The following is a 19,165-nucleotide window of genomic DNA, read 5'->3' as shown; positions in this document are numbered from 1 at the left end:
AAAGCGAAAGAAAACGAAGCCATCTAAGGGAAAACTCGTAGGAAAATCGCGCCAAAAGGAATCCAAATGAAAAGACGCGAAAATACAATGGCCGCCGTTAGTGACCAAAGTCACGCTTCAACGGACCCAATTTCTGTGAGCGATTTCTCTTCCATTTCGCCCGCGCCGGCCACCGACTGCGACGTGCTCATCGTCGGCGGCGGCATCAACGGCTGCGGCATCGCGCGCGACCTCGCGGGCCGCGGCTGGCGCGTGGTGCTGTGCGAAAAGGACGATCTCGCCTCGCACACATCGTCTTCCTCCACCAAGCTGATCCACGGCGGGCTGCGTTACCTCGAGTACTACGAGTTCTCGCTGGTGCGCAAGGCGCTGCAGGAGCGCGAGGTGCTGCTCAAGAGCGCGCCGCACATCATGTGGCCGCTGCGCTTCGTCATGCCGCACGACCCGTCGATGCGCCCGGCCTGGATGATCCGCATCGGCCTGTTCATGTATGACCACCTTGCCAAACGCGAGGTGCTGCCGGCTTCGCACAGCGTCGATCTGCGCCGCCACGCCGCGGGCAAGCCGCTGAAGGACCAGTACAAGCGCGGCTTCATCTATTCGGACGGCTGGGTCGACGATGCGCGCCTCGTGGTGCTCAACGCGCTCGACGCGCAGGCGCGCGGCGCCGAGGTGCTGACCCGCACGCGCTGCGTGCACGCCCAGCGAGACGCCGACGGATGGACTGCCACGCTGCAAGGCGCCGACGGCAACAAGCGCACACTGCGCGCCCGGGCGGTGGTCAATGCCGCGGGGCCGTGGGCCGAATCATTCCTGCGCGGCGTCGCGCAGTCGGCCAAGGGCGAGGCGCTGGCCACCAAGAGCCTGCGGCTCGTGAAGGGCAGCCACATCGTGGTGCCGCGCCTGTTCGAGCACGACCACGCCTACATCTTCCAGAACCCCGACAAGCGGATCATCTTCGCCATTCCCTACCAGGGCGAGTTCACGCTGATCGGCACCACCGACATCGAGCTCACCGGCGACGACCCCGGCGCCGCGCGCATCGCGCAGGAAGAAATCGACTACCTCTGCACCCAGGCCAGCCGCTACTTCGAGAAGCCCATCGTGCCGGCCGACGTGGTGTGGACCTACTCGGGCGTGCGCCCGCTGCTGGATGACGACTCGGGCGACCCATCGGCCGTCACGCGCGACTACATGCTCGAGTCGAACACCACCGCAGCGCCGCTGCTGTCGGTGTGGGGCGGCAAGATCACCACATTCCGCAAGCTGGCCGAGGACGCGGCCGACGAGGTGGGCAGGATGCTGGGCCAGTCGAGCGCGCAGCGCCCAGCCTGGACCGACGGCGCCTTTCTCGCGGGCGGCGACCTGTCGGCATGGATCGGCGCGGCGAAGCGGCCCGACGACGATTTCGAACGCTTCGTGTCGGCCGTGCAAACCAGGTATCCGTGGCTCTACGGCCACCTGGCGCGCCGCCTCGCGCGGGGCTACGGCGCCCGCATCACGGAGTTGCTGGGCGAAGCGAAGTCCTTTGCCGACCTGGGCGACGAAGTGGCGCCCGGCCTGTACGAGCGCGAACTGCGCTTCCTGCAGGACCGCGAATGGGCCGTGAGCGCGGAAGACGTGCTCTGGCGGCGTTCCAAGCTGGGGCTGCACTACACGCCGGAAGAGCGCGAGCAGGTCGCGCGCTGGCTGCTGCAGCAGCAGGTCCGCGTCAAAAACAACTAGACCGAACACAAGGGAAAGAGCGCCAATGCAATTGACACTGGAGCGCGTCACCAAGAAGGTGGGTGCGCAGACATGGCTCTACGAGCAGAGCATCGCGCCCAGAAGCGGCGCGGTCACCGTGCTACTGGGCGCAACGCAGGCCGGCAAGACCAGCCTCATGCGGCTGATGGCGGGGCTGGACACGCCCACCGAAGGCAAGGTGCTGGTCGACGGCAAGGACGTGACCGGCATGCCCGTGCGCGAACGCAATGTCGCGATGGTCTACCAGCAGTTCATCAACTATCCGTCGCTCAAGGTGTCGGACAACATTGCCTCGCCGCTCAAGCTGCGCGGTGAGTCGAACATCGATGCACGCGTAAAGGCGCTGGCCGACAAGCTGCACATCGGCATGTTCCTCGACCGCTATCCGGCCGAACTCTCGGGCGGCCAGCAGCAGCGCGTGGCGCTGGCGCGCGCGCTCGCCAAGAACGCACCGCTGATGCTGCTCGACGAGCCGCTGGTCAATCTCGACTACAAGCTGCGCGAAGGCCTGCGCGAAGAGCTCACGCAACTCTTCGCCACTGGCGATTCGACCGTGATCTACGCGACCACCGAGCCCGGCGAAGCATTGCTGCTTGGCGGCTACACGGCCGTGATGGATGCCGGCGAGCTGCTGCAGTACGGCCCGACGGCCGAAGTGTTCCACGCGCCGCAGTCGCTGCGAGTGGCACGGGCCTTCAGCGATCCGCCGATGAACCTGCTGGCCGGCACCGCGACCGCCGGCAAGGTGCAACTGGCTGGTGGTCCCGCGCTGGCTCTGGCTGTGCCTGAAAGCGTTGCAGGCGCCGTCACGGTCGGCCTGCGCGCGAGCGCACTGAACGTGGATGCGGGGCAGGGCGACATCGCCTTGCCCGGCAAGGTGGAGCTGGCCGAAATCTCGGGCTCCGATACCTTCGTGCACGTCGAGACGGCGGTGGGCGAACTGGTGGCGCAGCTCACCGGTGTGCACCGCTTCGAGCTGGGCGCCTCGATCACGCTGTACTTCAGCGCGTCGCAAGCCTATGTGTTCGATGCCAGCGAAAAGCTGGCGCTGGCGCCGGCATGGCGCAAAGGAAACTAGTCATGGCACGCATCGACCTCGACCTGGCCCACGCCTATCGCCCCAACCCGACGCAGGACAGCGACTATGCGCTGCTGCCGCTGAAGATGAGCTTTCGCGACGGCGGGGCATATGCCTTGCTCGGCCCTTCGGGCTGCGGCAAGACGACCATGCTGAACATCATCTCGGGCCTGCTCGTGCCCTCGCAGGGCACGGTCACCTTCGATGGCCGCGACATGACGCGCGCCACGCCGCAGGAGCGCAACATCGCGCAGGTGTTCCAGTTTCCGGTGATCTACGACACCATGACCGTGGCCGAGAACCTCGCGTTTCCGCTGCGCAACCGCAAGGTGCCGGCCGACCAGATCAAGAAGCGCGTGGGCGAGATTGCCGAGATACTCGACATGAGCGGGCAACTCAACCAGCGCGCCGCCGGCCTCGCTGCCGACGCCAAGCAGAAGATCTCCCTCGGGCGCGGGCTGGTGCGCAGCGACGTGTCGGCGGTGCTGTTCGACGAGCCGCTCACTGTGATCGACCCGCACCTGAAGTGGCAGCTGCGCCGCAAGCTCAAGCAGATCCATCGCGAGCTGAAGCTCACGCTGATCTACGTGACGCACGACCAGGTCGAGGCGCTCACCTTCGCCGAAGAGGTGGTGGTGATGACGCGCGGCAAGGCCGTGCAGGTGGGCAGCGCCGAAGCGCTGTTCGAGCGGCCAGCCCACACCTTCGTCGGGCATTTCATCGGCTCGCCGGGCATGAACTTCCTGTCCGCGAAGAGCGCGAACGGCACCATCGAGGTTGCGGGAACGCCATTGGTACCCACGCGCGAGTTGCCGCAGGGGCCTCTGAAGATCGGCATCCGCCCCGAGTACCTGCGCCTGTCCAACGCGGGCGCCGCCGGTGCGGTGCCGGCCGTGGTGAAGCAGGTGCAGGACGTGGGCACGCACGTGATGCTGAGCGTGGAGGCCGACGGCAGCGTGCTGAAGGTGCGGCTGCACTCTGACGACCAGCCGCCAGCAGCGGGAGACACGGTGTGGGTGCGAGTGTTGGATACGCACACCTGCTATTACAAAGACGAGGAACTGGTCGCATGAACGCAACCAACAAACCGATCAACCAGAAGGCGTGGTGGCTGGTGCTGCCAGTGCTCATCTGCGTTGCGTTCTCGGCCATCGTGCCGCTCATGACGGTGGTCAACTACTCGGTGCAGGACATCATCTCGCCCGAGCGCCGAGTCTTCGTCGGCACCGAGTGGTTCGCCTCGGTGATGCGCGACGACGAGCTGCACGAGGCGCTGTGGCGCCAGCTGGGCTTCTCGCTGTCGGTGCTCCTGGTCGAGATTCCGCTGGGCATCGGCCTGGCGCTGTCGATGCCGGCCAAGGGCTGGAAGTCTTCAGCGGTGCTGGTGGTGGTGGCGCTGTCGCTGCTGATTCCATGGAACGTGGTCGGCACCATCTGGCAGATCTACGGCCGCGCCGACATCGGCCTGCTGGGCCATGCGCTGCAGACGATGGGCATCGAATACAACTACACCGGCAGCGCCACAGACGCGTGGCTCACCGTGCTGGTGATGGATGTGTGGCACTGGACGCCGCTGGTGGCGCTGCTGTGCTACGCGGGCCTGCGCTCGATTCCCGACGCCTACTACCAGGCCGCGCGCATCGACGGCGCGAGCAAGTTCGCGGTGTTCCGCTTCATCCAGCTGCCCAAGATGCGCGGCGTGCTGATGATCGCGGTGCTGCTGCGATTCATGGACAGCTTCATGATCTACACCGAGCCCTTCGTGCTGACGGGCGGTGGGCCGGGCAACGCAACCACCTTCCTGAGCCAATACCTCACGCAGAAGGCAGTGGGGCAGTTCGACCTGGGGCCTGCAGCGGCGTTCTCGCTGATCTATTTCCTCATCATCCTGCTGTTCTGCTTCGTGCTCTACAACTGGATGCAGCGGGTCGGTACGCAGGAAGCGGAGGTGGAGAAATGAACGAGAAGAGATTTCACAAGCGCAGCATCTTCCTGGTGCTGTACATCCTGTTCGCGCTGTTGCCCATCTACTGGATGATCAACATGAGCTTCAAGACGAACGAGGAGATCCTGTCGAGCTTCTCGTTCTTTCCGCAGCAGCTCACCTGGGCCAACTACGCGCGCATCTTCACCGACGAGTCGTGGTACTCGGGCTACATCAACAGCCTGATCTACGTGGCCATCAACACGGTGATCTCGCTCACCGTGGCGCTGCCAGCGGCCTATGCGTTCTCGCGCTATTCGTTCCTGGGCGACAAGCACGTGTTCTTCTGGCTGCTGACCAACCGCATGACGCCGCCCGCGGTGTTCCTGCTGCCGTTCTTCCAGCTGTACAGTACGGTCGGCCTGATGGACACGCACCTGGGCGTGGCGCTCGCGCATCTGCTGTTCAACGTGCCGCTGGCGGTGTGGATCCTGGAAGGTTTCATGAGCGGCATTCCGCGCGAGATCGACGAGACGGCGTACATCGACGGCTATTCGTTCCCGCGCTTCTTCCTCACCATCTTCCTGCCGCTCATCAAGGCTGGCGTGGGCGTGGCGGCGTTCTTCTGCTTCATGTTCAGCTGGGTCGAGCTGCTGCTGGCGCGCACGCTCACGAGCGTGAACGCCAAGCCCATCGTGGCGACGATGACGCGCACGGTGAGCGCCTCGGGCATGGACTGGGCAACGCTGGCTGCGGCTGGCGTGCTGACCATCGTTCCGGGCGCCATCGTCATCTGGTTCGTGCGCCATTACATCGCGAAGGGTTTCGCGATGGGTCGTGTTTAAGGAGGCCGAGAGATGTTCGACTGGATGGTCTGGACCACCCCCGTGGCCGTGTTCTTCATCTGCATCGCGCTCATGCTGGTCGGCATGACGGTGTGGGAATTCAAGTCACCCACCACGCTGCGGCGCGGCTGGCTGCCGATGGCCACCACGCGTGGCGACCGGCTCTTCATCGGGCTGCTGTCGGCGGCGTACCTGAACCTGGTTTTCATCGGCTTGGCCGGAAAGTTCCAGGAGTGGTTCAGCCTGGAGGCCGAGCCTTCGATCTGGATCAGCTTCGTGCTGTCGATGGGCCTGCTTGCGCTCGTGATGCGCAAGGGCTGAGCGGGCACTGCCTTTCGCCTTATTCGTTCAACCAAATGCGTTCCGGCTCTCCGCCTCCCCGGAGCCGTGATCGAACACAACACCGGGGAAGCAACAACCGAGGAGACAACTTCATGAAGATGCGCTACACGGCATTGGCACTGGCAGCGGCGATGTTCGCCGCGCACGGTGCGGCAACGGCCGGCGAGGCTGAAGCCAAGAAATGGATCGACAGCGAGTTCCAGCCATCTACCTTGTCGAAGGACAAGCAGATGGAGGAAATGAAATGGTTCATCGATGCGGCCAAGAAGCTGCAGGCCAAGGGCGTGAAGGAGGTGTCCGTCGTCTCCGAAACCCTGACCACCCACGAGTACGAATCGAAGACGCTGGCCAAGGCCTTCGAGGAAATCACCGGCATCAAGGTCAAGCACGACCTGATCCAGGAAGGCGACGTGGTCGAGAAGCTGCAGACCTCGATGCAGTCGGGCAAGTCGATCTATGACGGCTGGGTGTCCGACTCCGACCTGATCGGCACGCACTACCGCTACGGCAAGATCATGTCGCTGACCGAGTACATGGGCGGCGCGGGCAAGGAGTTCACCAACCCCGGCCTCGACCTGAAGGACTTCATCGGCACCAGCTTCACCACTGCTCCCGACGGCCAGCTCTACCAGCTGCCCGACCAGCAGTTCGCCAACCTGTACTGGTTCCGCGCCGACCTGTTCGCACGCAAGGATCTGCAGGACAAGTTCAAGGCCAAGTACGGCTACAACCTGGGCGTGCCGCTCAACTGGAGCGCCTACGAAGACATCGCCGAGTTCTTCAGCGTCGACGTGAAGACCATCGACGGCAAGCCGATCTACGGCCACATGGACTACGGCAAGAAGGACCCGTCGCTGGGCTGGCGCTTCACCGATGCGTGGCTGTCGATGGCCGGCTCCGCCGACAAGGGCATTCCCAACGGCATGCCGATCGACGAATGGGGCATTCGCGTGGCCGCCGACAAGTGCACGCCCACCGGCGCCTCGGTGTCGCGTGGCGGCGCCACCAACTCGCCGGCCGCCGTGTACGCGCTCACCAAGTACATCGACTGGATGAAGAAGTACGCGCCCAAGGAAGCCATGGGCATGACCTTCGGCGAATCCGGCCCGGTGCCGGCGCAGGGCCAGATCGCCCAGCAGATCTTCTGGTACACGGCCTTCACCGCCGACATGACCAAGAAGGGCCTGCCCGTGGTGAATGACGACGGCTCGCCGAAGTGGCGCATGGCCCCCGGCCCGAACGGCCCGTACTGGAAGCAGGGCATGCAGAACGGCTACCAGGACGTGGGTTCGTGGACCTTCTTCAAGGGCCATGACGCCAACAAGACGGCAGCAGCCTGGCTCTACGCGCAGTTCATCACTGCCAAGACCACCTCGCTGAAGAAGTCGATCACCGGCCTGACCTTCATCCGCGACAGCGACATCCGCTCGGACTACTTCACGCAGAACGCCAACAAGTACGGCGGCCTGATCGAGTTCTACCGCAGCCCGGCGCGCGTGGCCTGGACCCCGACCGGCACCAACGTGCCCGACTATCCGAAGCTCGCGCAGCTCTGGTGGAAGAACGTGGCCGAGGCCGTCACGGGCGAGAAGACCCCGCAGAAGGCAATGGACAACCTGGCCGACGAGATGGACAACGTGATGGCCCGCCTCGAGCGCGCCGGCATGGCCCATTGCGCGCCCAAGCTCAACCCCAAGGGCGACCCGGCCAAGTACCTGAGCGACGACCACGCCCCGTGGAAGAAGCTGGCCAACGAGAAGCCGAAGGGCGAGACCATCGACTACAACAAGCTGCTGACCGCCTGGAAGGAAGGCAAGGTGCGCTGAGCTTCCCTCGCGCACCACGACAGGGGCCGTGCCGCAAGGTGCGGCCCTTTTTTCTTGTTCTTTTTCCGTATCGCCGGCCATTTGACCGATTCGACCGTCTGATTGCCGCGACGCCATGACCATTGGCAGATGCGCTCGCTACAGGCATCGCGTACATTCGACGGCCCCCGAAACGCCACCGCCAGTGACTTCCAGCCCCTCCAGCCCCCCTCGAAGCGTCAAGCGCGTCCTCGTTCTTCGCTATTCGCAATCCGGTCAGCTCGACGAGGTTGCAGACCGGATCGTGGCGCCGCTGCGCGCCGACCCGTCGATCGAGGTGCACGAGGAAACGCTGCGCCCACTTGCGCCGTACCCCTTTCCCTGGCCCTTCCTGAGCTTCTTCGACGCCTTTCCGGAGTCGGCCCACATGAAGCCGCAGCCGCTGGCGCCGCTGTCGCTCACGGGCCAGGAAGACTTCGACCTCGTCATCCTCCCGTACCAGGTGTGGTTCCTGGCGCCTTCACAGCCCGTGGCGGCCTTCCTCAAGCACCCGGTGGCGGCGCGGCTGCTCAAGGGCAAGCCGGTGGTCACGGTCATCGCCTGCCGCAACATGTGGCTTCTGGCCCACGAAAAACTCAAGGGCATGCTCGACGACGTCGGCGCGAGGCTGATCGACAACGTGGTGCTGACCGACCCCGGCCCCACGCTCGCCACCTTCTTTACCACGCCGGCCTGGCTGATCTGGGGCCGCAAGCGCGGCTTCTGGGGCATGCCCGATGCGGGACTCAGTACCGAACAGATCGAAGGTACAGGCCGCTTCGGCCGTGCCCTGCGCGATGCCCTGCACAACGACCTGGAGCGCGGCACGCAGCCGCTGCTGGCCGGCCTCGGGGCGGTGCAGGCCAATGCCAGGCTGCTCATCAGCGAGAAGGCCGGCACGCGCAGCTTCTACCTCTGGGGCAAGCTGATCATGGCCGCCGGCGGGCCCGGCGCGTGGCAGCGCAAGCCGCTGCTGCTGCTGTACGTGCTGTTTCTGCTGGTACTGATCATTACGGTGGTGCCCGTGAGCCTGAGCCTGCAGGCACTCTTGCGACCTTTGTTCAGAGGGTGGCTGACTAAAATGACAGCCCAATTCGAGTGCCCGTCGGGCTCTGCCACGGACCGCACCCCCCTCTATGACGACTGATGTCTTCCTGACCCGCACCGCCGCCTTTCTGCCCTTTTCCCCGGTCAGCAATGAAGACATCGAAGACGTCCTCGGTCGCATCGGCGGCAAGGCGTCCCGCGCGCGGCGGCTGATTCTGCGCAGCAACGGCATCCAGTCGCGCCACTACGCCATCGACCGCGCCACGGGCGAACTGGCGATGACCAACGCGCAGCTCACTGCATCCGCGATCCGCGCGCTGGGCGACGTAGGGCCGGTCGACTGCCTCGTCACCGGCACCTCGCTGCCCGACCAGCTCATGCCCAACCACGCGGTAATGGTGCACGGCGAACTTGGCTGGCCGCGGCTCGAAGTAGTGGCCTGCGCGGGCATCTGCCTGGCCGGTGCCACCGCGTTGAAGCATGCATGGCTCTCGGTGCGCGCGGGCGATGCCCGGCGCGCGGTGGCCACGGGTTCGGAGCTCGCCTCGGCCGTGATGCGCGGCTCGCGCTTCGAGGCCGAGCTCGAGCACAAGCTCGAAGCATTGGAGGCGCGGCCCGAACTGGCCTTCGAGAAAGACTTTCTGCGCTGGATGCTGTCCGACGGCGCGGGTGCAGTGCTGCTGGAGCGCGAGCCACGCGGGCCGCTGTCGCTGCGCATCGACTGGATCGACCTGTCGTCCGCCGCGCACGAGCTGCCGGTGTGCATGTACGCCGGCGCCGAGAAGAATGCCGAAGGCGGCCTCGACGGCTGGGGACGCAAGTCGCCCGAAGACTGGCAGCGCGAGTCGACCTTCGCCGTCAAGCAGGACGTGCGCCTGCTCAACGACAACATCGTGCGCGCCACGCTAGGCGAGCCGCTGGCGGCCATCATCGAGCGGCGCGGGCTGAAGACGGCGGACATCGACTGGTTCCTGCCGCACCTGTCGTCGCAGTACTTCGTCGAGCCGGTGAGCCAGTGCCTCGAATCGCTGGGCCTGCCGATTCCGCGCGAGCGCTGGTTCAGCAATCTTGCGAGCAAGGGCAATACGGGTTCGGCGTCGCCTTACATCATGCTCGACGAGCTGTTCCGCTCGGGCCGCATCAAGCCCGGCCAGAAGCTGCTGATGTTCGTGCCCGAAAGTGGCCGCTTCTCCAGCGGCTTCATCTATATGGAAGCGGTGTAGCCATGGATCTCGACGCGGTACCGCAGGAGGGCAATGCGACCCTCGACGGCCACTCCAAGCTGATGTACGCCCGCGATGCGCAGGGCCGCGTCGTCACCACCACTTCGCGCGGCTGGGAGGCGGAAGAGATCGTCACCAGCCACGCGGTCGACGTGCTCGTCGAGCAGGCGCAGGCCGCAAAGGAGCGCGTGAAAGCGGGGCAGGCCTCGCCGCTCGAATACTGGATGTACGAGCGCCGCATGGACGTGGCGCTGCTCTCGCAGACCAGCGGCTTCTGGCAGTGGCGCGTGCGGCGCCACCTGCAGCCGCGCCATTTCGCCGCGCTGTCGCCGGCGCAACTCGCACGCTACAGCGAAGCGCTGGGCCTGCCCGTTTCCACCTTGCAAGGCCTGCCGTGAACTTTCAACACCAACAGGCGGCGCATTGCGAAAGCGGCGTCATCTCCAGCCTGATGCGCCACCACGGCGCGCCGATGAGCGAGAGCATGGCGCTGGGCCTGTCGTCCGCGATTTCGTTCGCGTACCTTCCCTTCATCAAGCTGTCGGGCCTGCCGCTGATCTCGTACCGCATGCCGCCCAAGGCCATCATCAAGGGCCTGCTGGCGCCGATGGCCGCGCGCTTCCGCTTCGAGACCTTCCGCAGCGCCGAGGCGGGGCAGCAGAGGCTCGACGCGCTGCTGGCCGATGGCCAGCTGGTGGGGTTGCAAACGTCGGTGTACTGGCTGCCGTACTTTCCGCCGAACATGCGCTTTCACTTCAATGCGCACAACCTGCTGGTGTACGGCAAGGACGGCGACGACTACCTGATCAGCGACCCGGTGTTCGAGGAGCCCGTGCGTTGCGCGAGCAGCGACCTGGCACGTGCCCGCTTCGCCAAGGGCGTGCTGGCCCCGAAGGGACTCATGTACTACCCGCAGGCCATCGACCGCAAGGTCGTCGATGCGGCCTCGGTGGTCAAGGCCATCCGCAAGACAGTGCGCAACATGCTCGCGCCCATTCCCATCGTCGGTGTGCGCGGCATGCACACGCTGGCCAAGCGCATGCAGAAGCTGTCGCCGGCCGATCCGCGCAGCGTCGACTTCATCGGCCACGTGGTGCGCATGCAGGAAGAAATCGGCACGGGCGGGGCGGGCTTTCGCTTCATCTATGCGGGCTTTCTGCAGGAGGCGGCCCAGCTGCTCGACAAGCCGCAGCTGCAGCAGATGTCGGAGCGGCTCATCGCCATCGGCGACGGCTGGCGTGCGTTCGCGCTCAAAGCCGCGCGCATGGTGAAGGGGCGCGAGGCGGTCGACCCGGCTGCGCTGGCTGCGAAGCTGCGTGAGCAGGCGCGGCAGGAAGAAAGCTTTTTCCGCGACCTGAAGGCAGCCGTCGCCTGATGTTAGAGCTGTGCCAGCTCAGCTACCGCTACCCGCATGCCGACGCGCCCGCGCTGGCCGACGTATCGCTCGCGGTGCCAAGGGGCTGCGTACTGGGTTTGCTGGGACCGAACGGCGCAGGCAAGACCACGCTGATCTCGCACCTGTCGGGCGCGCTGGCCGTGCAGTCGGGCGAGATCCGCATCGACGACCAGCCGCTGCAGCAGGTGCGTGCGAAGACACCTACGCGCATTGCCGTGGCGCCACAGGAGCAGGCTTTCTATCCAATGCTGACCGTGGCCGAGAACCTTGCCTGCTTTGCCGCGGCTGGAGGCCTGTCGGGTGCGCGCAAGAAGGAGCGCATCGCGGCCTGTACGCAGTTTGCGCAGCTGGAGCAGTTCGCTGGCGTGCGCGCCGAGCGGCTGTCGGGCGGACTCAAGCGCCGGCTCAACCTGGCCATTGCCCTGCTGCCCGAACCCGAGCTGATGCTGTTCGACGAGCCCACCGTGGGCGTCGATCCGCAATCGCGCGCCTTCATCCTCGACGCCATCAAGAGCCTCGCGCAGCAGGGCGCGGCGGTGATCTACGCCTCGCACTACATGGAAGAGATCGAGGCGATCGCTGACCGTGTCGCCATCCTCGACCGCGGCCATGTGCTGCGCGAAGGCTCGCTCGACGAACTGCTGTCGAAGAACGCGATGCTGCTCACGCTGGCTGCTGACGGGCTAGATGCCGACATGCTCTCGCGCTTCGGCACGGTGGAGCAGGGGGGAGTGCACTGGCGTATTCACCTGAACGCCGGCAGCGGCCCGGGGCCTGTGCTGGCCGCGCTCGAAGCTGCGGGCATCGAAGTGCGCCATGCCGAGTTCGGCCGCCATGACCTCGAGCAGCTTTTCATGGCGCTCACCCATCGCTCGCTGCGCGACTGAACCCCATGCTCCTCGCGCTCATCAAGAAAGAACTGCTCGCCCTCGTGCGCGACATGCATGGCCTTGCCGCGCTGTTCCTGATGCCGATGGTCTTCATTGTGCTGATGTCGCTCACGCTGAAGGATATCTATCGCCCGCCACTGGCCGAGCTGACTTATGCCATCGACATGCGCGACACGGCCACGCCGGCCAAATGGCTGCAGCAGCTCTGGCAGCGCAGCCATGGTGCACCGCAGCCGCTGGGCAGCGACTGGCAGGCGCGGCTGCGCAACGGCTCGCTCAAGTACGTGATCGTGATGGAGCCGGGCCTGTCTGAAGAACTGGAATCTGCCGCGCTGTCGACGCAGGCGCGCATCCATCTGCTGACCGAGCCCGGCATCGACGCCAACCTGTTCAATGCGCTGCGTGCCGAACTCATCGGCGCGTCGGGCGAACTCAAGGCGCGCCTTGCGCTGGCGGTGCCCGGCACAGCCAGCCCTGCGCCAGAGGCCTCCATCGAGGCGATGGTGCGTGCCGAGCGCTTCTCCACCGCCGGCCCGCGGCCGACCTCGGTGCAGCAGAACGTGCCGGCATGGCTGGTGTTCGGCATGTTCTTCGTAGTGGCCTCGCTCTCCAGCCTGTTCGTGCAAGAGCGCAGCTCGGGCGCGCTCGGCCGGCTGCAGAGCCTGGGCGTGTCGCGCACCATGCTGCTCGCGTCGAAGGCGTTGCCGTACCTGGGCGTGAACGCGCTGCAGGCTGTGCTGATGCTCGCGGCCGGTATCTGGTTCATGCCGCTGATCGGCGGTGATGCGCTGTCGCTCGCGGGCATCCATTGGGGGGCGCTGCTGCTGTCGCTGGGGGCAGTGAGCATGGCGGCGGTGAGCCTGTCGCTCGCGCTGGCTTGCCTGGTGCGCAGCCATGCGCAGGCCGCCACCATCGGGCCGATGGTCAACGTGCTGATGGCGGCGGCGGGCGGCATCATGGTGCCCAAGTTCGTCATGCCGGGCTTCATGCAGCGGCTGGTCGAGATCTCTCCGATGAACTGGGGACTCGAGGCGCTGCTGACCGTGCTGCTGCGCGGCGGCGGCGTGGCCGATACCCTGCCGCAGATCGGCCGGCTGGTCGTGTTCGCGGCGCTGATGTTTCTTCTGGCCGTTTTCCTGTTTCGCAGGCGCGCACCGTGAGCACCACCGTCACCCCTGAATTCATTGCCAGCCTCAAGGCGATGGTGCTCGAAGCCGTCGAGAAAGATGCGCCCCCGGGTGGCCTCGGCGACGACGAGCCGCTGTTCGGCCCCGAGGCCCGGCTCGACCTCGATTCGCTCGACGCCCTGCAGGTGTCGATGACGATCCAGCAGCGCTTTGGCGTGCGCATGCCCGACAGCAAGGAAACGCGCCGGGCGATGACTTCCATCGCCCATCTCGCGGAGCATCTGGCGCAAGCGGGCAAGGCATGAACGATGTCTACCTGGCCGGCATGGGCCTGGCCTGTGTGCTGGGTGACGACATGCCGTCCGTGCTGGCCTCATTGCGACATGGTGGCGTGCCCCCGACGCCGGTGGCCGTGGCGGACGGAATCAGCTGGCCGGTCTACGCGCTGGCGTCGAGAGAAGGCGACTGGACGCAGCGCCTGTGCAGCACCGTGCGCAGCGTGGTTGCGCAGACTGACAAGACCGGTGATTTGGGACCACGCACCGCGCCGCTGTTCGTGGCCTCGTCGTCGCTCGACATCGGCTTCATGGAATACGAGAAACAGGATCTGCGGCTAGGCGGTGATCTGCAGGACTTTGCCGGTGTCGTGGCCCGCGCGCTGGACTGGCAGGGGCCAGTGTTCACCGTCTCGACCGCCTGCACCTCGGCGCTGAACGCCGTGCTGGCCGCCGCCGACCTGATCCGAAGCGCGGAGGCCGACGAAGCGCTGGTGATCGGCGTCGAGATGGACAACCGCTTCACCGTGGCCGGCTTCGGCGCGATGCAACTACTGGCGCCAGACAGCGCGCAGCCCTTCGGTGCGCAGCGCAAGGGGCTGGTGCTCGGCGAAGCGGTGGCTGCATTGCGCCTGACATCGCAGCCCGCGCGATGGCAGATCACGGGTGGCGCCAATGTGGTCGATGGGCGCAACCCCTCGGGCACCGAAGCCTCGGCCGTGCTCGCGATGTGTCGCGGCGCGCTGACGCAGAGCGGCCTGCAGCCCGGCGACATTGACCTGATCAAGGTGCAGGCGGCTGGCAGCCCCGTCAACGATGCCATCGAGGTGGAAGCGCTGAAGCAGGTGTTCGATCCGCTGCCGCCGCTGGTGTCGCTCAAGTCGGCGATCGGCCACACGCTGGGCGCGGCGGGGGCGGCGGAATTGGCCCTGCTGGTTGGCTGCATCGAAGGTAGCGTCTGGCCCACCGTGGACTATCCGCTCGACGCCTCGCTCGGCATTGCGCTGAGCAAGCAGGCGCCGCAGAGGCTGCGCAACATCCTGCTCAACGTGGTCGGCTTCGGCGGCGGGCATGCCTCGCTGGTGTTGAAGGATGTCGGCTCATGAGCACCTGGCGCACCGCAGCGCATTTCGTCGCGCATCCGCCGCCCGCCGACTGGCGCGACGACCTGGCCCGCCGCATCGGCCGCCGGCCGCGCCGCGTCGGCCTGTGGACCGAACTGGCGATGTACGGCGCGCGCTGCTGCCTCGACGCCGCTGGCGAGGCAGCGCTGCCGGCCGGCGCGCGCATCCGCGTTGCCAGCATGCGCGGCGCATGGGGCGCCACGCATGCGGGGCTGACCCAGCTCGATGCGGGCCTGCCGATGCCCTTCACCTTCATGCAGAGTCAGCCTGCGCTGATGCTGGCCGAAGTCGGCCGGTGTCTCGAATGGCAGGGCGACGCCAGCTTCGCGCTGTGCCGCGATGCGGCGCGCACGCTACAACTGGCGAAGATGGGTGCGTCGCGTGATGGACTGCTGTTCGGCATCGTTGAAGAGGAGCGCAACGGCGAACTGCCGCGCTCCGAGTGGTGGCGGCTGATGCCCGACTGACGGGCAAGGCCAGTCAGCCGGCGATGGAGCGTTGCAGGTTGGCGCGCGCCTGTGCTTCGAGCTGCGCGTGCATCCGCGGCGTGGCGTAGATGGCCTGGCGGTCGAGAAAGCGCTGAAGGATCGCGCGGCGGCGCGGCAGGCGCACTTCATCCGGAACGAAGGCGTACTCGGCATGCACCTGGCGCTCGTACTCGTCGAAGCGCGTGCGTTCGGCGCCGAGGATCGACAGGTCGATGTCGATCAGCAGTTCGGCATCGCGGCCTTCGGGCACCGCGTCGTGGCGCGTGGCCATGACGAGCGCGTGAACCCGTTCGGCTGCTGCTTCGTCCACGCCGGCTTCGAGCAGGGCCTGGCGCGCCCAGTCGGCGCTGCGAGCTTCGTTGTCGTGGGCGTGCACGTCGTAGATCGCGTCATGGAACCACAGCGCAAGCGCCACTTCGCCAGGGCGCTCGGCCGATGTCTTCTCGCGCTCGAACCACGCGAGGCATTCGCCCAGGTGCTGCATCGTGTGGTAGTGGCGCTGCGGCTCGCCGTAGCGGCGCTGCAGTTCGGTGCACAGCGCTTCGCCGGGCGACTCGACGCCCAGCGCACGCCATGCGTCGGTCCAGTTCGCGTGCAGCGCCTCGGGTGTCATGGTGCCTATTGCTCCATCGCCGCCTTGACCTCTTGCCCGAGGTCGAGCACGGACATGGCGTAGTAGCTGCTCCAGTTGTAGCGCGTGATCACGTAGAAGTTGCGCGTGCCCGCCACGTAGGTCGGCGGTGCATCGGCACCGTTCTGCAGCTCGATCAATGCGAGCAGGCCCTTGTGCTTGATGCCTTCGCCCTCGGGCACTGCACCGGCGGCCACGAAGCTGTCGGCGCTGAAGGTCGGCAGGATGTCGGGCGCCAGCAGCAGCGCCTTCTGCAGCCGCGCTTCCTCGAAATGCACGGGGTAGATGGCCGGCATGCCGGGTGTCCAGCCGAAGGACTTGAAGTAGTTGGCGACCGAGCCGATCACGTCGGCGGGGTTGTTGACGAGGTCGATGCGGCTGTCGCCGTCGAAGTCGACCGCGTACTTGGCCATGCTGCTGGGCATGAACTGCGGCATGCCCATGGCGCCGGCATAGCTGCCCAGGGGCGTGAGCGGATCGTCGGCGGTGCGGCTCTCGGTGCTCAGGAAGCTTTCGAGTTCGCCGCGGAAGAAGGCCTGGCGCTCGGCGGCGCGTGGGTGGCCGTCGGGGAAGTCGAATGAGAGCGTGGCCAGCGCGTCGATCACGCGGAAGTTGCCCATGTTGCGGCCGTAGATGGTTTCCACGCCGATGATGCCGACGATGATTTCCGGCGGCACGCCGTACACCTGCTCGGCGCGCGCCAGCGTGTCGGCGTTGGCGCGCCAGAAGCGCACGCCGGCCGCGATGCGCACCGGGTCGATGAAGCGGCTGCGGTACGTTTGCCAGTTCTTCACGGTGCCGACCGGGCCCGGCAGCATCAGGCGCGGCACGTTGGGCAGGAAGCGCGCGCTGCCGATGGTGGCGCGCACCCAGTCGCGGTCGAGTCCTCGGCGCTCGGCCACGTCGTCGGCGAATTTCATCGCGTCGTCGCGCGTGGCGTAGGGCGTGCTGCCGCGCACCGGGCTGGCGGCTGCATTCCGGCCATTGGAAGGGCCGTTGGAAGATTTCTGGGCCATGGCCCCCGTGGACCAGGCGCAGCATGCGGCGAGAAGAGCGGCTGCCGCAGCGGCGCGAGAAGGCGTAGGGAGAAAAAATCGCATCGGCCGATTGTGCCGTCCGCCCGCGCTGCCCCTCTTCAGGGACACATGTGGTTTCAGCCGCGTGCGTTGGCGCTGGGCCAGGCGAGGTGGCGGAACTCCGAGCGCAGGGTGGAGAGCGAGTCTGGCGTGGCCGGCGCGTAGCGCTGCGCTTCGAGTTTCAGCAGCCAGTCGCGCACGGCCTGCGCGGCAGGGCCGAAACGCGCGTCGGCTGCCTGCGCCATCTGGCGGGGCGGGGCGGTGTTGGGCAGCTGCAGGCCGGCCTTGGCGAGCCGTACGCGCGCCTGGCCCAGCAGGCGCAGCCACGGATCGTGCCGGCTGCGCTCCCACAGCGTCCAGGCGGCACCGGCCAGGCTCGCGCCCACCAGCAGGTAGAGCAGCACGTAGGCCAGGTCTTCGAGGCTCGGCGCTTCGAAGCCGATGTTCTTCAGCAGGTTGAGCTGGCGGCTCTGCGTGTAGTTGAGCACCCACTGGTTCCAGCCGTTGTTCACGGCCTCCCAGGCGGCGCGGATGTTCTGTGCGAGCGTGGGGCTCATCGAGCCGATGGCGCCGGCGAACAGGCCCGGTTGCGGCACGAGCCGTTGCGTCTGGCCGATGCGCCCCGGGGCGACGGAGCCTGTCGGGTCCACGCGCGTCCAGCCGGTGCCTTCTTGCCAGATCTCGGCCCACGCGTGGGCATCGCTCTGTCGCACGATCCAGTAGTTGTCGACGCCGTTGAGTTCTCCGCCCTGATAGCCCGTCACGATGCGTGCCGGAATGCCGAGGTTGCGCATCAGCACCACAAAGGCCGAGGCGATGTGCTCGCAGAAGCCTTCCTTGCGATCGAACCAGAACTCGTCGGCGGTGTTGTCGCCATAAACGCCCGGCTCCAGCGTGTAGGTGTAGCCGCCGGTGCGAAGGCGCCGCAGGGCGGCCTGCACGAATGCCTGTGCATTGGCGTTGGCCAGCGCGGGATCGGCACGCATCTCGGCGGCGAGGGCGGCGGTGCGCGGGTTGGTGCCAGGCGGCAGGGCCAGATAGGCCTGGAGCTGGCTGCCCGTGCGCTTCACCGGGCCGCTCTGGAACTGCGTGTAGCTCTCGGCGCGGTAGCGCACCAGATCGGTGACGGGGCGGTTAGCGAGCCATTGCAGGTCGGGCGTGCCGGTGACTTCGAATCCGGGAGCCTCGGGAGGGCGCTGCGAGGCGTCGAGGGTCAGCAGCCAGGGGCGGTTGTTGGCTTCGAGCGTGATTTCGTAGCGCACAGGCTCGCCGCTCACGCGCAGGTTGGCGGACCATTGCGCGCCACGTGCCCATGACGGGAGCGCGGTCCATTCGCGGCCGTCGAACTGCGCCAGCACTGGCCCGCGAAAGTAGAGCTGGCTTTGTGGCGGCGCGCGGTCGCCATCGAACTTGATGCGCGCGGCGATGCTGTCGTCAAGCGCCAGTTCGGCGATGGTGCCGACGCGCATGGTGTTCGACAGGCCGGTGCGGCCCGCCATGGCGTCGCTGGGCGTGCCCCACAGCGGTGCGAAGCGCGGGAACAGCAGGAACAGCGCGAGCATGATCGGTGCGCCCGCAAGCGCCATCCATCCCGCGGTGCGCGCGGCCTGCATCAGCGGAGGCCGGCCCACGGGCATGTGCGCGTTGACCAGTGCCGTCAGCAGGCCCAGCAGCGCCAGCAGCATGGTGAAGGCGGTCAGCAGCGATTGCGAATAGAAGAAGTTCGTGAGCATCGTGAAGAAGCCCAGGAAGAAGACGACGAAGGCGTCTCGCCGCGCGCGTAGTTCCAGCGTCTTGAGTGCAAGCAGGCTGACGATCAGCGTGACGCCCGCGTCCCGGCCCAGCAGCGTGCGGTGGGTGGCGTAGGTGGCGCCGATCGTCAGCATCAGCAGCGCAAGGCGCCACCACTTGCTGGGAAGGGGGCGTGCCTGCACGGCCAGCGAGGCACGCCAGAGCAGCACCATTGCCGTGATGGCCGTGCACCACCAGGGCAGGTTCTCGACCTGCGGCAAGAGGATCAGGCCGATGACGCAGAGAAGGAAAAGGGTGTCCCTCGCGTCGCGGGGAAGCGAGGCGAGTTCGCGTGCAACTCTGTTCATTCGACGGTCT

General features: G+C 66.6%; 19 protein-coding genes. 16 read left to right on the top strand and 3 right to left on the bottom strand.

Annotated elements, in window-relative coordinates:
- Window positions 1-66 precede the first annotated feature (66 nt).
- From glpD to BLV60_RS04715, 16 genes are all read left to right on the top strand, one after another.
- Window positions 67-1,725, top strand: a complete 1,659-nt coding sequence (glpD, locus tag BLV60_RS04790; protein ID WP_093050795.1) for a glycerol-3-phosphate dehydrogenase — start codon at window positions 67-69, stop codon at window positions 1,723-1,725.
- Between the two features lie 25 nt (window positions 1,726-1,750).
- Entirely contained in the window at window positions 1,751-2,824 is a 1,074-nt protein-coding gene (locus BLV60_RS04785) for an ABC transporter ATP-binding protein (RefSeq protein WP_093050792.1), read from the top strand.
- A 2-nt stretch (window positions 2,825-2,826) separates the two neighbouring features.
- Complete coding sequence (locus BLV60_RS04780) at window positions 2,827-3,897, top strand: ABC transporter ATP-binding protein (RefSeq protein WP_093050789.1); 1,071 nt, start codon at window positions 2,827-2,829, stop codon at window positions 3,895-3,897.
- Entirely contained in the window at window positions 3,894-4,784 is an 891-nt protein-coding gene (locus tag BLV60_RS04775; protein WP_093050786.1) for a carbohydrate ABC transporter permease, read from the top strand. The genes BLV60_RS04780 and BLV60_RS04775 overlap by 4 nt, the downstream gene beginning before the upstream one ends.
- Window positions 4,781-5,593 carry a carbohydrate ABC transporter permease gene (locus BLV60_RS04770; RefSeq protein ID WP_019656045.1) on the top strand — a complete coding sequence of 271 codons (813 nt, stop codon included), beginning with the start codon at window positions 4,781-4,783 and terminating at the stop codon, window positions 5,591-5,593. The genes BLV60_RS04775 and BLV60_RS04770 overlap by 4 nt, the downstream gene beginning before the upstream one ends.
- Window positions 5,594-5,605: 12 nt before the next feature.
- Window positions 5,606-5,914: a DUF2160 domain-containing protein gene (locus BLV60_RS04765; RefSeq protein ID WP_093050783.1), complete on the top strand. Its 309-nt coding sequence runs from the start codon at window positions 5,606-5,608 to the stop codon at window positions 5,912-5,914.
- Between the two features lie 113 nt (window positions 5,915-6,027).
- The gene (locus BLV60_RS04760; RefSeq protein WP_093050780.1) at window positions 6,028-7,761 is read left to right on the top strand and encodes an ABC transporter substrate-binding protein; all 1,734 of its coding nucleotides are present in this window, start codon (window positions 6,028-6,030) and stop codon (window positions 7,759-7,761) included.
- A 184-nt stretch (window positions 7,762-7,945) separates the two neighbouring features.
- Window positions 7,946-8,926, top strand: a complete 981-nt coding sequence (locus BLV60_RS04755) for a hypothetical protein (protein WP_093050775.1) — start codon at window positions 7,946-7,948, stop codon at window positions 8,924-8,926.
- Entirely contained in the window at window positions 8,916-10,049 is a 1,134-nt protein-coding gene (locus tag BLV60_RS04750; protein WP_093050772.1) for a beta-ketoacyl-ACP synthase III, read from the top strand. Before BLV60_RS04755 ends, BLV60_RS04750 begins: the two co-directional genes overlap by 11 nt.
- Window positions 10,050-10,051: 2 nt before the next feature.
- Window positions 10,052-10,447, top strand: coding sequence for a DarG family dialkylresorcinol biosynthesis protein (locus BLV60_RS04745; RefSeq protein WP_093050769.1), 396 nt, complete (start codon window positions 10,052-10,054; stop codon window positions 10,445-10,447).
- Window positions 10,444-11,424 (top strand): BtrH-related acyltransferase DarH, encoded by a 981-nt coding sequence (locus tag BLV60_RS04740; protein WP_093050766.1) that lies wholly within the window; start codon window positions 10,444-10,446, stop codon window positions 11,422-11,424. The genes BLV60_RS04745 and BLV60_RS04740 overlap by 4 nt, the downstream gene beginning before the upstream one ends.
- Window positions 11,424-12,332 carry an ABC transporter ATP-binding protein gene (locus tag BLV60_RS04735; protein WP_093050763.1) on the top strand — a complete coding sequence of 303 codons (909 nt, stop codon included), beginning with the start codon at window positions 11,424-11,426 and terminating at the stop codon, window positions 12,330-12,332. The genes BLV60_RS04740 and BLV60_RS04735 overlap by 1 nt, the downstream gene beginning before the upstream one ends.
- A gap of 5 nt (window positions 12,333-12,337) precedes the next feature.
- Window positions 12,338-13,495 carry an ABC transporter permease gene (locus tag BLV60_RS04730; protein ID WP_093050760.1) on the top strand — a complete coding sequence of 386 codons (1,158 nt, stop codon included), beginning with the start codon at window positions 12,338-12,340 and terminating at the stop codon, window positions 13,493-13,495.
- A complete protein-coding gene (locus tag BLV60_RS04725; protein ID WP_256328860.1) occupies window positions 13,492-13,767 on the top strand; it encodes an acyl carrier protein in 276 nt (91 codons plus the stop codon). The genes BLV60_RS04730 and BLV60_RS04725 overlap by 4 nt, the downstream gene beginning before the upstream one ends.
- Window positions 13,764-14,843, top strand: coding sequence for a beta-ketoacyl synthase N-terminal-like domain-containing protein (locus BLV60_RS04720; protein WP_093050757.1), 1,080 nt, complete (start codon window positions 13,764-13,766; stop codon window positions 14,841-14,843). Before BLV60_RS04725 ends, BLV60_RS04720 begins: the two co-directional genes overlap by 4 nt.
- On the top strand, window positions 14,840-15,328 hold the full coding sequence (locus BLV60_RS04715) for a hypothetical protein (protein WP_093050754.1): 489 nt from the start codon (window positions 14,840-14,842) through the stop codon (window positions 15,326-15,328). The genes BLV60_RS04720 and BLV60_RS04715 overlap by 4 nt, the downstream gene beginning before the upstream one ends.
- Before the next feature lie 13 nt (window positions 15,329-15,341).
- Here the strand turns inward: BLV60_RS04715 and BLV60_RS04710 are convergent, their stop codons facing one another.
- Genes BLV60_RS04710 through BLV60_RS04700 form a run of 3 tightly spaced genes read right to left on the bottom strand, consistent with a single transcriptional unit; the run spans window position 15,342 to window position 19,155 of the window.
- Window positions 15,342-15,962: an HD domain-containing protein gene (locus BLV60_RS04710; RefSeq protein WP_093050752.1), complete on the bottom strand. Its 621-nt coding sequence runs from the start codon at window positions 15,960-15,962 to the stop codon at window positions 15,342-15,344.
- Window positions 15,963-15,967: 5 nt separating this feature from the next.
- The gene (mltB, locus tag BLV60_RS04705; RefSeq protein WP_093050749.1) at window positions 15,968-17,080 is read right to left on the bottom strand and encodes a lytic murein transglycosylase B; all 1,113 of its coding nucleotides are present in this window, start codon (window positions 17,078-17,080) and stop codon (window positions 15,968-15,970) included.
- Between the two features lie 53 nt (window positions 17,081-17,133).
- Window positions 17,134-19,155 carry a transglutaminase TgpA family protein gene (locus BLV60_RS04700; RefSeq protein WP_093050746.1) on the bottom strand — a complete coding sequence of 674 codons (2,022 nt, stop codon included), beginning with the start codon at window positions 19,153-19,155 and terminating at the stop codon, window positions 17,134-17,136.
- Between the last annotated feature and the right edge of the window lie 10 nt (window positions 19,156-19,165).

Source organism: Variovorax sp. YR634 (genome assembly GCF_900106655.1).
In the GTDB taxonomy this organism is placed as follows: Bacteria; Pseudomonadota; Gammaproteobacteria; order Burkholderiales; family Burkholderiaceae_C; genus Variovorax.
The sequence above is the reverse complement of the archived record's forward strand: the minus strand, read 5'-3'. Positions and strand labels throughout refer to the sequence as shown.